Here is a 12992-nt window from a genome sequence, read left to right on the forward strand (position 1 = left end):
AACCTGTGGACGGTGGCCGGTCGGTGTAGGGGTATTACGCCTGCCAAACCGTATTAATCTGCGCAATTCGGACGTTAGGGTCGGCTCTCGACAAGTCGCGATTGCCTGTGGACAACCCTGTGGACAGCGGCGTGTCTGCCGCTCGGACCTCCCCCGGAGCGCGCGTGACGTACCGGCTCCGGAGCGCGACCGTCCGTATGCCGATGGTTGGGATGATGGTTGGGATACGGTAAGGCCGGGGAAACCAGAGTGGTAAGTGTTACTCAAGTTACAAAGGGGAATATCATAGTAAATGTCACCACGAGTGTTGCCGCAGTTCGGTTGCGACTTCTGACGTCTCCATTGACAGGCAATCCATAGTGGATGAGCATGGGTCGGGCTTCCGCCCCCTGCCATGCGGCAAGCTGCACACAATGGCATGACAATTCTGGAGATAAGCCACCGATCCCGCCCAACATATCCGTGACCATGTCGTCCGTCACCGTGGTCATGCGGTCAATCTCGATCCACCCGGCGTGGTGATCGGATATCAGCGCATGGTGAGGCGCCGGCAGGGTCCTGATTCCGGAGTGTCCCCCCGACCATGAGGATCAGCGAGAAGTCCGACCGCGACGGCCGCGGCCCCGTCACCGGTGAGCGTCCCGCGGTGCCAGGCGCGTTGTCCGGGCCCGCGTCCCGCAAGCTGCCGGTGCCACCGCGCGAGCGCAAACCCGCGCTCGCCGCGCTCGCGCTGCTGCTCGTGCTCGGCGGAGCCCTCGGCACCACCCTGCTGGTCCTGCGCAGCGGCGACCGCGTGTCCGCCATCCAGATCACCCAGCAGATCGGCCCCGGCCAGCCGATCGTCCCCGAGGCCATGACCGAGGTCCAGATCGCCGACACCGGCATCGGGTACGTCTCGTGGGTCCACCGCGCCGAGGTGGCGCAGACGTTCGCGCGCGTCACCCTGCTTCCTGGCACGCTGCTCACCGAGGCCATGGTCAGCCGGGCCAGCGAGCAGCTCGTCCCCGGCAAGGTCATCGTCGGGCTCGCGCTCAAGGCCGGCCAGGTGCCGCGCGGCCTGCAACGCGGTGACCAGGTCCAGGTGCTGTACGTCCCGGGCTCGGGCCGCGGCCAGGCCGTCGGCAAGGTGCTCGCGCCGACCGCGCTGGTCGAACGGGCCGGCGACCCCGACGGCGGCAACAGCGGCCTGGTGTCCATCGTCGTCGACGCCACCGTGTCGCCGACCATCGCCATGTACGCCTCCAGCGGGGAGATCGCCCTCGGCAAGCTCCCCGGGGCGGGCTGACGTGGCGCTCATCGCGCTCGCCGCCGACAAGGGGGCACCCGGCGTGACCACCGCCGCGACGGCGCTCGGCGCGGTGTGGCCCCGTCCGGTGCTGCTCGCCGAGTGCGACCCCTCAGGCGGCGACCTGGTCTACCGGCTGCCGGCCGTGGACGGCGCCGTGCTCAACCCCGGCCGCGGCCTGCTCAGCCTCGGCGCGACGGCCAGGCGCGGCCTCCACCCCGAGCAGGTCTACGAGCACACCCAGAAACTCGTCGGCGGCCTTGACGTGCTCACCGGCCTCACCCACGGCGAGCAGGCCGCCGGCCTCACCTGGCTGTGGGGCCCGCTCGGCCGCGCGCTCGCCGCGCTGCCGAACGCCGACGTGCTGGCCGACTGCGGCAGGCTCGGCGGCACGCCGCAGATGGCCGACCTCATCGCCGAGGCCGAGCTCACGCTGCTGTTCACCCGGCCGAGCCTCGACCACGTCGCTCACCTGCGTGAACGGCTCGCGCTGGTGCGCGGCCAGCTCGGCGTCGTCGTGATCGCCGACCCGCGTTCGTACCGCGCGTCCATCGACGAGGTGCGCCGCATCGTCGGCGCGAGCGGCACCGACGTCTCCTTCGTGGCGGGCCTGGCGTACGACCCGAGAGGCGCCGAGCTGCTGCGCGGCCAGTGGGGTGGCCGCCTGGACCGCTCCCTGCTCATCCGCACGGCCCGTGAGCTCGCGGGCCGTCTCGCCGCGCGCGTGGCCCCCGGCCGCGCCACGTCCGCCGCCGCGGCGTCCCGTCCGGCGCCGCGCGCACGCGGCGGCCTTTCCACCGAGAGCGGACGACCATGAGCATCGATCACACGCTGGTCAAGCGTTTCCGCCAGGAGGTCGGCGACCGCCTGGCCCACCAGCGGCGCCTCGACCAGGCAGGCGGCCTCGCTCCGATGACCGGCGAGGACGAGCGCCAGTTCGCGCGCGCGCTCATCTCGCAGGTCCTCGAGGAGCACGCGCGCAGCGAGATCGGCTCGGGCCGCACCCCGCCGACCGCCGAGGAGGAAGAGGCGCTCGCCGCCGGCATCCACGCCGCGCTGTTCGGCGTCGGCCGCCTGCAGCCGCTGCTCGACGACCCCGAGGTCGAGAACATCGACGTCAACGGCTGCGACCGTGTGTTCGTCGGGTACGCCGACGGCCAGGAGGTCATGCACGACCCGGTGGCCGACTCCGACGAGGAGCTGATCGAGCTCATCCAGATCCTCGCCGCCTACAGCGGACTGTCCAGCCGCGCGTTCGACACCGCCAACCCGCAGCTCGACCTGCGCCTGCCGGACGGCTCGCGTCTGTCGGCCGTCATGGACGTCACCGTGCGGCCCGCCGTGTCGATCCGCCGGGCCCGCCTCGGCAAGGTCTTCCTCAGCGACCTCGTCGGCAACGGCACCCTCACCCCCGAGCTCGGCCGGTTCATGTCCGCCGCCGTCGCGGCACGCAAGAACATCATGATCGCCGGGTCCACCAACGCCGGGAAGACCACCCTGCTGCGGGCCCTCGCCAACGAGATCCCCCCGCACGAGCGGCTCATCACGGTGGAGCGCGCGCTGGAGCTCGGCCTCGACCAGTTCCCCGAGCTGCACCCGAACGTCGTGGCGTTCGAGCACCGCCTGCCGAACTCCGAGGGCCAGGGTGAGATCACCATGGCCGAGCTGGTGCGCAGGTCGCTGCGCATGAACCCGAGCCGTGTCATCGTCGGCGAGGTGCTCGGCGACGAGATCGTCACCATGCTCAACGCCATGACGCAAGGCAACGACGGCTCGCTGTCCACGATCCACGCCAACTCCTCGATGGAGGTCTTCAACCGCATCTCCACCTACGCGCTGCAGGCCGAGGAGCGGCTGCCGATCGAGGCCACCCACATGCTGATCGCCGGAGCCATCGATTTCGTGATCTTCATCGAGAAGCGCAACGACTACCACCAGGGTGGCCGCCTGCGCCGGTACGTCGCGAGCGTCCGCGAGGTCGCCGGCGTCGACGGCCGGGTGCTGTCGTCGGAGGTCTTCACCCCCGGTCCGGACGGCCCCGCCGTGCCGCACGCACCGATCGCGTGCCTGGACGATCTCGTGCCGCACGGCTACGACCCGACCGTGCTGGGGGACTGGCGATGATCCCCCTGCCTCCCGGCCTGTTCGACCCGCTCGCCGTCCTCGCCGGCGCGGCGGTCGGCGGCGGGCTGTTCCTGTTCGGCCTCGCCTTGTACGGCGTGCGGCCACGGCCCGCCGGTCCCGACAACTCCGCGCGGCGCCGTGAGCTGGTGCGCAGGCTGTCCACCCGCTCGGCCGTCGCCACCATCACCGGCGCGGCCGTGCTGATCGTCACCCGGTGGCCGGTCATGGCGGCGGGTGCGGTGCTGCTGGTGCTGGCCTGGCGCGGCCTGACCGGCGGCGCCGCCGAGGAACGCGCCGCGATGAGCCGCCTCGAAGGCCTCGCGGCGTGGACCGAGTCGCTGCGCGACACCATCGCCGGCGCGGCCGGCCTTGAGCAGGCCATCCCGTCCTCGATCCGCGCCGCCGCGCCGACGCTCCGTCCCCACCTGCGGGCCCTGGTCGACAGGCTGCACACCCGCATGCCGCTGCCGGACGCGTTGCGCATGTTCGCCGACGAGCTGGACGACCCGTCCGCCGACCTGGTGGTGGCCGCGCTCATCCTGAACGCCAAGCTGCGCGGCCCCGGCCTGCGCGAGGTGCTCGGCGCGCTCGCGGTGTCGGCCCGCGAGGAGCTCGACATGCGCCGCCGCGTCGAGGCCGAGCGGCGCTCCACTCGCCGCAGCGTGCAGATCGTCACCGGCACCGCCGTCGCGTTCGCCGCACTGCTGGTGATCTTCAACCCGTCGTACGTCGAGGAGTACGACTCGCTGCTCGGCCAGGCCGTGCTGGTGGTCGTCGCGGCGTTGTTCGGCGCCGGCTTCGCCTGGATGCGGCGCCTGGCCCGCTTCGACAAGCCCGCGCGCATGCTCGGCCCCGCCACCGACGCATCCGCCGCGCGCGAGCCGGTGACCGGAGGCGTCCATGGCTGACGACACGCGGGGAGGCCGCCGTGGTTGAGACCCTTCTCGCCGGCGGCGTGCTCGGGCTCGGGCTGTTCCTGCTGCTGCGCGCGCTGTTCCCGCCGCGACCGGGTCTCGTGGCGCGGCTCGTCGCGCTCGACTCGGCGCGCGACGGCGACGACGCGCAGCGGTTCCAGCTCATCACCGCCGACGAGGAGGTCAGCGCCTTCCGCCGCGGCCTCGGCGTGCGGCTGGCCCGCTTCTACGCCTCACGCGGCTGGGAGCTGCGCTCCACGCGGGCCGACCTCGCGCTGCTCGGCAAGTCCTTCGAGGGGTACCTCGCCACCAAGGTCCTGCTGGCCGTGTCCGGCCTGCTGGCGTTCCCCGTGCTCGCGGGCTGGCTCGCGCTCATGGGGTGGGGAGTGTCGCTCCAGGTGCCGCTGTGGGCCGCGCTGCTGGTCGCGCTCGTCTTCTTCTTCCTGCCTGACGTGCAGATCCGCAGGGACGCCGCCGTGCGGCGCCGCGACTTCCGGCACGCCGTCGGCGCGTTCCTCGACCTCGTCGCCATGAACCTCGCCGGCGGCCGAGGCGTCCCAGAGGCGCTGCTCATGGCCGTGTCCGTGGGGGACGGCGGCTCAGGCAACTGGGCCATGGCCCGCATCCGCGAGGCCCTGGCCAACGCGAGGATCGTCGGCATCACCCCATGGCAGGCCCTCGGCAGGCTCGGCGACGAGATCAACGTCGACGAGCTGCGGGACCTGTCCGCCGCGCTCGGCCTCGTGGCCGACGACGGCGCCAAAGTACGCGCGTCGCTCACCGCTCGGGCCGCCACCATGCGGCGGCGCGAGCTCGCCGAGGTAGAAGGACAGGCCGGGGAACGGTCGCAGTCCATGCTGGTCGCGCAACTCCTGCTGTGCGCGGGGTTCGTGATCTTTCTCAGTTTTCCGGCCGCGATGAAGATGTTGGGGTCCTAGATGTTCACACCGCCATGGCTCACCTACCTGATCGCCGTCCTCCACGTGCGGATCGACCGCGCGAGGACCGCTCCCTCTCGTGGCGCGTCCGCCGTCGAATGGGTCATCATCACCGCGATCATCGCCGGGGTGGCGCTCGGCCTCGCCACACTGATCAAGACGCTCGTCACCCAGAAGCAAGGCGAGCTGCAGAGCAACTTCGGGGGTGGCGGTGGCGGCGGAGATTCGTGACCCGGCGCCGTAGCCGCCGCGGCGAGGCCGGGTCGATGGCCGTCGAGACGGTGATGCTGGCGCCGTTGTTCCTGCTCTTCCTGATGTTCCTCGTCGGCGCGGGCCGCGTCGTCGAGGCGCAGGGTGAGGTGAACGGCGCCGCCAGGGACGCCGCGCGGGCCGCGTCCGTGCAACGCACCCTGGACCTGGCGCGGGAGGCCGGACGTAACGCCGCCAAGGCCGCGCTCGACGGACAGTGTGAGGCCGATGTCAGCCTCGACGGCAGCGAGTGGCGGGAGGGGGGCACCGTACGGGCGACGGTGACGTGCGCGCTGGACCTCGACTTCCTCGGCTTCGGTGCGGTCAAGAAGATGACCGGCAGCTCCGTGGTGCCGCTGGAACAGTTCCGGAGGGTCGAGTGAGACGGTGCCGGGACTGCCGGCCGGTGACCGCTTCCTGCCACGACAAGACGGCAGGCGCGGCCACCGGCGACGACGAGCGTGGCTCCATGTCGGTGTTCGTGGTGATCTTCTCGGTGGTGGTGTTCATGCTGGCGGGACTGCTCGTGGACGGCGGCGCGGCGATCAACGCGCGGCTGCGCGCGTCCGACGTCGCCGAGCAGGCGGCACGCGCCGCCGCCGACCGCATCGACGTCGAGCACCTGCGCGCCACCGGCCAGGTGCGGCTGCTCGGGGAGGACGCCGTGTGCGGCCGCGCCAGGCAGATCGTGTCCGCGCACGGCGACACGGCCCTCGCGATGACCACCTGCGACGCAGGCGCCGCCGAGGTGACCGTCACCGTGACGGCCCGGTGGAAGGCCGCGTTCCTCGCCGCCTTCGGCTTCCCCGGGGCCGCCATGTCCGGCACCGCCACCGCCGGTCCCGACACCGGCGACCCCCAGCCATGACCTGACCGCACCACTGGACGAAGGAGGGAGAGGGATGACCACGTCACGCAGGCCACCGTCCCGGCCGGCTTCCGCGGCCGGCGGCCGGATCAGGCACCGGCGCACCGCCGGTGACGTCGTCGCCGGCATCGCCGCGCTGATCGCGCTCGCGGCGCTCATGGGTGGCGTCCCCTATGCCCTGCTCCGCCTCACCGGGCCGCCGCTGCCTGACACGCTGCTCAACGGAGAGCTGCTGACCCGGCAGATCAGCCCGTCCACGGCCGTCGCCATCCTCGTGCTGCTGGTGTGGCTCGCCTGGGCCCAGCTCGTCGTGTGCGTGATCGTCGAGGTGTACAACGGCGTCCGCCGCGTCGGCATGCCGGCCAGGGTGCCGCTGTCCGGCGGCTCACAGGCCCTCGCCAACCGGCTCGTGTCCGCCGCGCTCGCGCTGTTCACCGCGTCGGCCGTCGCGATCCCCCTCACCGGCATGGCGACCGCGCCGCCGGTCAGGCAGCCGGTCGCCGTGGCCGCGCACACCCTGCCGGCCCCCGAGGCCCGCGCGGCCCTTGAGGAGGTGCGGCAGGTCAAGAAGGTCTACGTCGTACAGCCGCCGCACGGCCGCCACCACGAGAGCCTGTGGGAGATCGCCGACAAGTGCCTCGGCGACGGCCGCCGATACCCCGAGATCTACCGCCTGAACCAGCACAAGACCCAGCCCGACGGTTCACGGCTCCAGATGGCGAGCCTGATCCGTCCCGGCTGGGTCCTCGACATGCCGGACGACGCGCGCGGCGTCCACCTCGTCTCGGCGGACGAGCCCCGGGAGAAGACCCTGCGCGACCACGCGAGCAAACCGGCCGAGCTGGACGGCCGCACGCAGTACGTGGGGGATCGCGGCGGCGCCACGGACGTCAGGAGCGGACCCGAGAAGAAAGGCACCGGCCAGGAGAAGGCGGGGGAACGAGGCGGCGTCGTCCTGCCCCTCCCTGCCATGCCACAACGCACCTACCACCTCCCACCGATGCCGAAGTCGACTGCCGTCTCCGCCATCCCCAAGGCCCCCACCGCCGAAGCCCCCGCCACCCAGGCCCCGCCAGGACAGGGTCCCGCAACTCAGGCTCCGGTGGGTCAGGCTCCAGGTGGTCAGGTCCCGGGTGGCCGAACTCCGGCAGGTCAAACTCCGATTGGTCAAGCTCCCTCAGGTCAGACCTCTGTCGGTCAGCCCTCCGCGAACCACCCCTCCGCCAATCACCCCTCCGTGGTCCAGCCCCCCGCGACCGAGGCCCCCGCGTCCCAGGCTCCCGCGACCGCGCCGCATGGCGCGAGCGGCGGGCCCGCCGAGACGTCCCCCTCGCGGCGGGTCGAGGTCCCCGAGCCTCGGCACCGGCCCGACAAGGCCGTCGAGACCGGCGGCGGCCTGGACCTGATCGACTACCTGGCCGGAGGATCGCTCGCCGCCGCCGGTCTGCTCGTCGCGCTCGGCCGGCGCCGCCGCGAACAGCTCTGGCACCGCGCGTTCGGCCACCGCATCACCCGGCCACGCGGCGACGCCGCCGGGGCCGAGGTCGCGCTGCGCCTCGGGTCCGACGCGCCAGGCAGCCGCATGCTCGACCACGGGCTCCGCATGCTCGGCAAGCTCCTCGCCGAGCAGGGCCGCGTACCCCCCACCATCTACGCCGTCCACCTGTCCGCACGCGGCCTCGACCTGTGGATCCACCCCCCGGACCCCGGGGCCCCCGAGCCGTTCGAAGCCCACGACGCCGGACGCACGTGGCGGCTGCCGGCCCACGAGGGACGGGCCATCGACGAGCACGCGCTGCTGGACGCCGCCGCGCCGTACCCGGGCCTGGTGTCGCTCGGCGTCACCGACGGCGGACGCGTCCTGATCGACCTGGAGGCCGCGCAAGGCGTCATCGCCATGACCGGCCACCGGGTGCGAGACGCGCTCGCCGCGCTCGCCGTCGAACTCGTCACCAACCGGTGGTCCGACCAGATGCGGGTCACGCTCGTCGGCTTCGGCGGCGACCTCGTCACCATCGCGCCTGACCGGGTGCGCGCCGTGGGGAGTTTCGCCGAGGTACTGCCTGAGCTGGAGGCCAGAGCCGCCGAGATGGTCGCCGCCGACGCGCGGGTGCTCACCGGCCGCATCCACGGCGGCGCCGCCGACCCGGTGTGGCCGCCGCACTTCCTGCTGTCCGCCATCGCGCCGGACCCCACCGAGGCCGAACGGCTCACGCGCCTCGGCCGCGCCGGGAGCCGCATGGCCGCCGGGTACGTCATCGCCGGTGACGTACCGCACGCCACCTGGACGTGGGAGGTCACCGAGGACGGCAAGGCCAGGGTCGACGCGCTCGGCGTCATGGTCAACGCGCAACTCCTGCCCCGGCGGCACTACGACGCCGTGATCGACCTGTTCCGCACCGCCGGACGCCACGAAGGCGAACCGGTGCGCGAGGAGGAAGGCCCCCCGCGCGAGTTCACCACCTCGCCGTCGGTCACCATCCGCATCCTCGGCCCCATCGAGATCGGCCCCGTGCCTCCCCTGGAGGAAGGCCGTGCCGAGCTCGCCTGCGAGATGGTCGTGTACCTCGCCGCGCACCCCGGCGGCGTCCACCCCGTGGTGCTCGGCGGCATCCTGTGGCCCCGCGGCGTCCAGGCCGTCGTCCGCGACGCCACCATCGCACGCGTCACCGAATGGCTCGGCACCGACAGCCAGGGCCGCCCCAACCTCCGCACCGACGACACCGGCCGCCTCCGCCTCGGCCCCGAGGTCCGCTCCGACTGGCAGCTGTTCCGCGAACTCGTCCGCCGTTCCCACGACGACCCCAGCGCCAGAGCCGTCCTCCTCGAAAAAGCCCTCGGCCTGGTCCGCGGCCCCCTCCTCGCCGCACGTCCACGATCCCGCTACGCCTGGCTCGCCGCCGACGAACTCGAATACGAGGTCACCGCCAGCGTCGCCGACGCCGCACACCGCCTCTGCGAGATCCGCCTGGCCCACGACGACGCCGAAGGCGCCGTGGCCGCCGTCCGAGCCGGCCTCCTCCTGGCCGCCGACGACGAAGGCCTGTGGCGCGACCTCCTGAGAGCAGCCCACGCCACCGCCGACCCCCTGAACCTCCGCGCCGTAGTGGACGCCCTCCACCGCCGAGCCAACTCCCATCCCTACGGCGGCGGCATGTCCCCAGAAACCGAATCCCTGATAGACGAACTCCTCCCCACCTGGCGCCTCCACAGCCTCCCCTCCGCCTAGAAGGACTCCTCCCACCTGGCGCTTCCAATCCCCCCTAACAGGACCCCCATGCCCCCACCGACACCGTCCTCCACCCCCCGCCACGAGCCCCGTCCCCTCCCCGCCCACCTCGGACCACCCTTCGGCGCCGACGCGGTGGGACGTGGTGCGGCGAATCCGGCGCCTTGCACGGCGGTCGACCGGACATGGGCCGGTGATGGAAATGTCCTGCAGTCCACCCTCGTCCCTACGCACCGCAGACACCCCCTGCTGTGCCGTACCGGTTCCCGTGCGCCGCGTACCGGTTCCCGTGCGCCGCGTACCGGTTCCCGTGCGCCGCGTACCGGTCCCCACGCGCCGCGTACCGGTTCTCGTGCGCCGCGTACCGGTCCCCACGCACCGCGTACCGGTCCCCACGCACCGCGTACCGGTCCCCACGCACCGCGCGCCAGGTCCCTCCCCGCGACCCACCCATCCCCACCCACCAGATGCTCGCTCTTCGGCGCCGACGCGGTGGGACGTGGTGCGGCGAATCCGGCGCCTTTTGCGGCGATCGGCCGACAAGGGTGGCCAACTCATGCCGATACCCGCAAACCAGTGGTTGAGTGGAGTGACGTGTGATTAGCGTCGGCACCATGCGGATGCGGGTCGTCCTGGCCGCCGTCGTGTTCCTGAGCAGCGGATGCTCGGCCGCCGGCGCGGACCGTCCGTTCACCCCGGGTGGCGGGGACGCGGCTCCGCCGGTGACCGCGAAACCCGGTGCCGGTCTCTCCGACCCGCGGACGAAGACCATCGAGGCAGGCACGCTCACCGTGCAGGTCGAGTCCCCGGCGGGCCTCACCCAGGCGCAGCAGGCGATTGTGGACGCCTTCACCACCGGCTACGTCAGCTCCTGGAAGGCCGTCACCAGCCAGGGCGAGGACGACGGGTACCTCAAGGCGGCCGAGGAGCAGGCGGCCAGGGACAGCTACACCTGGGTGAAGGGCTTCGTCGACCAGGGCCGGTCCGCGGCCGGCACGGCCAAGCTGTACGCCATCCAGGTCCCGGCCGTCGCGGGCCGAGGCGCCGAGGTGGACGCCTGCGTGGACGAGTCCGGCATCCAGGTCACCGATGCCGGCACCGGCAGTCCGCTGGCGGACCAGCCGAACTGGACCAAACCCCCCACCGCCGTCTACCTCCAGGTGGCAGCACTGCGCAGAGGCGACGACGGCCGGTGGCGGGTGAAGGCGTACATGCACGCCACCTACCCCCACGAGCGTGCCAAGGAGTGCCGCCGATGAGAGCCCTTCTCCTGTCGTTGGCCCTGACCGCGACCACCTTGAGCCTCACCCCGCTGACCGGCACCCCGCTGACAGTCACCCCCCTGACCGGCACTTCGCTGACGGCCGCTCCCGGAGGCGACCCCGGCGGCCCGCGCGGTGACAGCTTCGGCAGCGGCCGTACCAGAGGCGTGATCCTGCGCAACTCCAAGATCGTCGTCAGCGGCAACGGACTAGGTGGCAAGAGCGACGGCTACCGCGTCCAGCGTCCCTGCTGGTACGAGCCCGGCGACAAGGCCGACGACATGCTCGAACGCCAGGAGGACGTCCGCGACTACTGGTTCCACACCAACCCGGACGGCACCACGGAGGACTTCGACAAGTTTCTCAAGCAGTACAAGGACAAGGTCGGCGAGGACGGCCGCTGGTGGACCCCCGCCTACAACGCCGCTGACCCCAACGGCCTCGCCTGCTGGTCGGGCCTCGAAGGCGCCGTCTGGGTCCCCGCCGGCCAGACCCCACCGGCCGGCATCACCCTGGCCGAGCTGTACCAACTCGCGAGGGCCGCGCTGACCGTCCCCGAGCCGACCATCAACCTCAGCCCTGACGTGAAGAGCTACGTCAACCTCCCCACCTGGGTCTGGCTGACCGGCGTAGGCGCCACCACCCGCTCCGTCACCGCCGAACTCCCCGGCGTCATGTCGGCCACGGTCACCGCGACCCTGTCCCGCATCGACATCGACCCCGGCACCACAGGCAACCGCGCGGAGGTCAAGGAGAACTGCGGCCCCACTGGCCACCCGTACGTCAAAGGCGGCACCTGGACCTGCGGCGTCCGCTACCTCCGCTCCTCCGCCGACCACCCCCAGGACGCCTACCAGCTCACGGTCACCACGACCTGGCCGGTGACCGGCGGCGCCGGCTTCACCTTCGACCCGGTGGTGGTCGACGCCGTCCGCCAGATCCCCGTAGGCGAGGTCCAGACCACCGTCCGGGAATCCGGCAAGAACTGACCTACGACCCCACGAAAACGCACACCACGCGATTCGGCCGCCAACGCTCGAACAGACCTCTCACCCGTACGGATCTCGCCGGCAGCTCTCACAGCCCGGCGAGATCCGCCAGCACCCGCGCCTGCGTCATCACCTCGACCCCGTCGTACCCGTACTCCAGCCCCCACAGCGCCGCCTCCACCCGCCGCGCCACCCCCCACGCTGCCAGCCGCCGCACATCCTCTCCCACGGCGTCCGCCACCAGAGCGAGGCGGCCGGCCAGCACACGGGGAGGGTCCGGCCGGCGGAAGGGATCGTCGACCTGCTCAAGGAGCGGCCACGGGTCGTACGCCGGATCGCCGAGCATGGGTTTGGCGTCGATGACCAGCCAGGGCTGCCGCCGAGCGGTGAGGACGTTCCCCGGGTTGAAGTCCCCGTGGACCACGACGGTACGGGACGCCGTAGCCGGGAGCGTACGCAGCAGTTCCGCGCCGTGCGCGACCAGTCCGGGATCGAACGCCGGCCGCAGCCGCCCCATGCGGTTTTCCACCAGATCGGCCCACTCGGCCGTGACGTCACCGAGAGATTCCAAGCGCGAGTCGGCCGGTGGCGGAACCCACAGCCGTTCGAGCAGATCGGCCCCGATCAGAAGGCGCTCCTCAGCCGGCAGATCACCGGCCGCCTCCAGGGCCGTACCAGGCTCGCACGGCTCCAGCAGCAAGGCGTAGACCTCCGGATCGTGCCGCAGCAGCCGCACTGCGCCGTCCCCGTCCCACACCCGCAACGCCTCGGCCTCCCCGGCCGCCTCCCGGTGCGGCCAGCAGACCTTGAGCACGGCAGAGTCGCCGTCGGAGAGCAGTACCGGAGCCACCCACGAGCAACTCCCCCCGTGGTACGGCCGTCCGAGCCGCAACGACCACCGGTCCCGCAACTCGTCCACGAGCCGCGGCAGACCAGCCAGCCACTCGCGCGCGTCGGCACGACGGCTCAGCGTCGCGACGACAGGAAGCGAGGAAGGGAAGAGATCCACGCGAGCTTCGGACATAGCCAAACATTAGAGGCGCCAGTGAGTCGTACTCCTGATCGAATCCCGAAAAGTAGCGGCCGGCGGCGGCCATCCGGGACATCGACATCCCGGAAGACCTCGGACGACAT

Annotated in this window: 13 protein-coding genes; 11 read left to right on the forward strand and 2 right to left on the reverse strand. The window is 72.1% G+C overall.

Features of this window, described 5'->3' with window-relative positions; genetic code table 11:
• Window positions 1-583 precede the first annotated feature (583 nt).
• From BJ992_RS06925 to BJ992_RS06965, 9 genes are read left to right on the forward strand one after another with little or no spacing between them, the layout of a single operon-like run.
• The gene (locus BJ992_RS06925) at window positions 584-1285 is read left to right on the forward strand and encodes a hypothetical protein (protein ID WP_184979098.1); all 702 of its coding nucleotides are present in this window, start codon (window positions 584-586) and stop codon (window positions 1283-1285) included.
• 1 nt (window position 1286) lies between these two features.
• Window positions 1287-2102, forward strand: a complete 816-nt coding sequence (locus BJ992_RS06930) for a hypothetical protein (RefSeq protein WP_246496546.1) — start codon at window positions 1287-1289, stop codon at window positions 2100-2102.
• The gene (locus BJ992_RS06935) at window positions 2099-3409 is read left to right on the forward strand and encodes a TadA family conjugal transfer-associated ATPase (protein WP_184979099.1); all 1311 of its coding nucleotides are present in this window, start codon (window positions 2099-2101) and stop codon (window positions 3407-3409) included. The genes BJ992_RS06930 and BJ992_RS06935 overlap by 4 nt, the downstream gene beginning before the upstream one ends.
• Window positions 3406-4317 (forward strand): type II secretion system F family protein, encoded by a 912-nt coding sequence (locus BJ992_RS06940; RefSeq protein ID WP_184979100.1) that lies wholly within the window; start codon window positions 3406-3408, stop codon window positions 4315-4317. The genes BJ992_RS06935 and BJ992_RS06940 overlap by 4 nt, the downstream gene beginning before the upstream one ends.
• 20 nt (window positions 4318-4337) lie before the next feature.
• On the forward strand, window positions 4338-5261 hold the full coding sequence (locus BJ992_RS06945; protein WP_184979101.1) for a type II secretion system protein: 924 nt from the start codon (window positions 4338-4340) through the stop codon (window positions 5259-5261).
• Entirely contained in the window at window positions 5262-5492 is a 231-nt protein-coding gene (locus tag BJ992_RS06950; RefSeq protein ID WP_184979102.1) for a hypothetical protein, read from the forward strand. It begins immediately after the preceding gene.
• Complete coding sequence (locus tag BJ992_RS06955; protein ID WP_184979103.1) at window positions 5489-5893, forward strand: TadE/TadG family type IV pilus assembly protein; 405 nt, start codon at window positions 5489-5491, stop codon at window positions 5891-5893. The genes BJ992_RS06950 and BJ992_RS06955 overlap by 4 nt, the downstream gene beginning before the upstream one ends.
• A gap of 23 nt (window positions 5894-5916) precedes the next feature.
• Entirely contained in the window at window positions 5917-6378 is a 462-nt protein-coding gene (locus BJ992_RS06960; RefSeq protein ID WP_343072522.1) for a pilus assembly protein TadG-related protein, read from the forward strand.
• A 34-nt stretch (window positions 6379-6412) separates the two neighbouring features.
• The gene (locus BJ992_RS06965) at window positions 6413-9607 is read left to right on the forward strand and encodes an AfsR/SARP family transcriptional regulator (RefSeq protein ID WP_184979104.1); all 3195 of its coding nucleotides are present in this window, start codon (window positions 6413-6415) and stop codon (window positions 9605-9607) included.
• 226 nt (window positions 9608-9833) lie between these two features.
• Here BJ992_RS06965 and BJ992_RS06970 read toward each other — a convergent pair whose 3' ends face one another.
• Window positions 9834-10028, reverse strand: a complete 195-nt coding sequence (locus BJ992_RS06970) for a hypothetical protein (protein ID WP_184979105.1) — start codon at window positions 10026-10028, stop codon at window positions 9834-9836.
• A gap of 193 nt (window positions 10029-10221) precedes the next feature.
• Between BJ992_RS06970 and BJ992_RS06975 the strand changes: the two genes are divergently transcribed.
• Window positions 10222-10866: a hypothetical protein gene (locus BJ992_RS06975; RefSeq protein ID WP_184979106.1), complete on the forward strand. Its 645-nt coding sequence runs from the start codon at window positions 10222-10224 to the stop codon at window positions 10864-10866.
• Entirely contained in the window at window positions 10863-11858 is a 996-nt protein-coding gene (locus tag BJ992_RS06980; RefSeq protein WP_184979107.1) for a hypothetical protein, read from the forward strand. The genes BJ992_RS06975 and BJ992_RS06980 overlap by 4 nt, the downstream gene beginning before the upstream one ends.
• A gap of 88 nt (window positions 11859-11946) precedes the next feature.
• Here BJ992_RS06980 and BJ992_RS06985 read toward each other — a convergent pair whose 3' ends face one another.
• Complete coding sequence (locus BJ992_RS06985) at window positions 11947-12882, reverse strand: aminoglycoside phosphotransferase family protein (protein ID WP_184979108.1); 936 nt, start codon at window positions 12880-12882, stop codon at window positions 11947-11949.
• Between the last annotated feature and the right edge of the window lie 110 nt (window positions 12883-12992).

Origin of the sequence: Sphaerisporangium rubeum, assembly GCF_014207705.1 — a bacterium.
GTDB lineage: Bacteria > Actinomycetota > Actinomycetes > Streptosporangiales > Streptosporangiaceae > Sphaerisporangium > Sphaerisporangium rubeum.

What these genes read in the sequence shown, in the direction of transcription:
- BJ992_RS06940 (WP_184979100.1), top strand. Translation starts at nt 3,406, where the DNA reads ATGATCCCCCTGCCTCCCGGCCTGTTCGACCCGCTCGCCGTCCTCGCC.
- BJ992_RS06975 (WP_184979106.1), top strand. Translation starts at nt 10,222, where the DNA reads ATGCGGATGCGGGTCGTCCTGGCCGCCGTCGTGTTCCTGAGCAGCGGA.
- BJ992_RS06925 (WP_184979098.1), top strand. Translation starts at nt 584, where the DNA reads ATGAGGATCAGCGAGAAGTCCGACCGCGACGGCCGCGGCCCCGTCACC.
- BJ992_RS06935 (WP_184979099.1), top strand. Translation starts at nt 2,099, where the DNA reads ATGAGCATCGATCACACGCTGGTCAAGCGTTTCCGCCAGGAGGTCGGC.
- BJ992_RS06950 (WP_184979102.1), top strand. Translation starts at nt 5,262, where the DNA reads ATGTTCACACCGCCATGGCTCACCTACCTGATCGCCGTCCTCCACGTG.
- BJ992_RS06980 (WP_184979107.1), top strand. Translation starts at nt 10,863, where the DNA reads ATGAGAGCCCTTCTCCTGTCGTTGGCCCTGACCGCGACCACCTTGAGC.
- BJ992_RS06985 (WP_184979108.1), bottom strand. Translation starts at nt 12,882, where the DNA reads ATGTCCGAAGCTCGCGTGGATCTCTTCCCTTCCTCGCTTCCTGTCGTC.
- BJ992_RS06965 (WP_184979104.1), top strand. Translation starts at nt 6,413, where the DNA reads ATGACCACGTCACGCAGGCCACCGTCCCGGCCGGCTTCCGCGGCCGGC.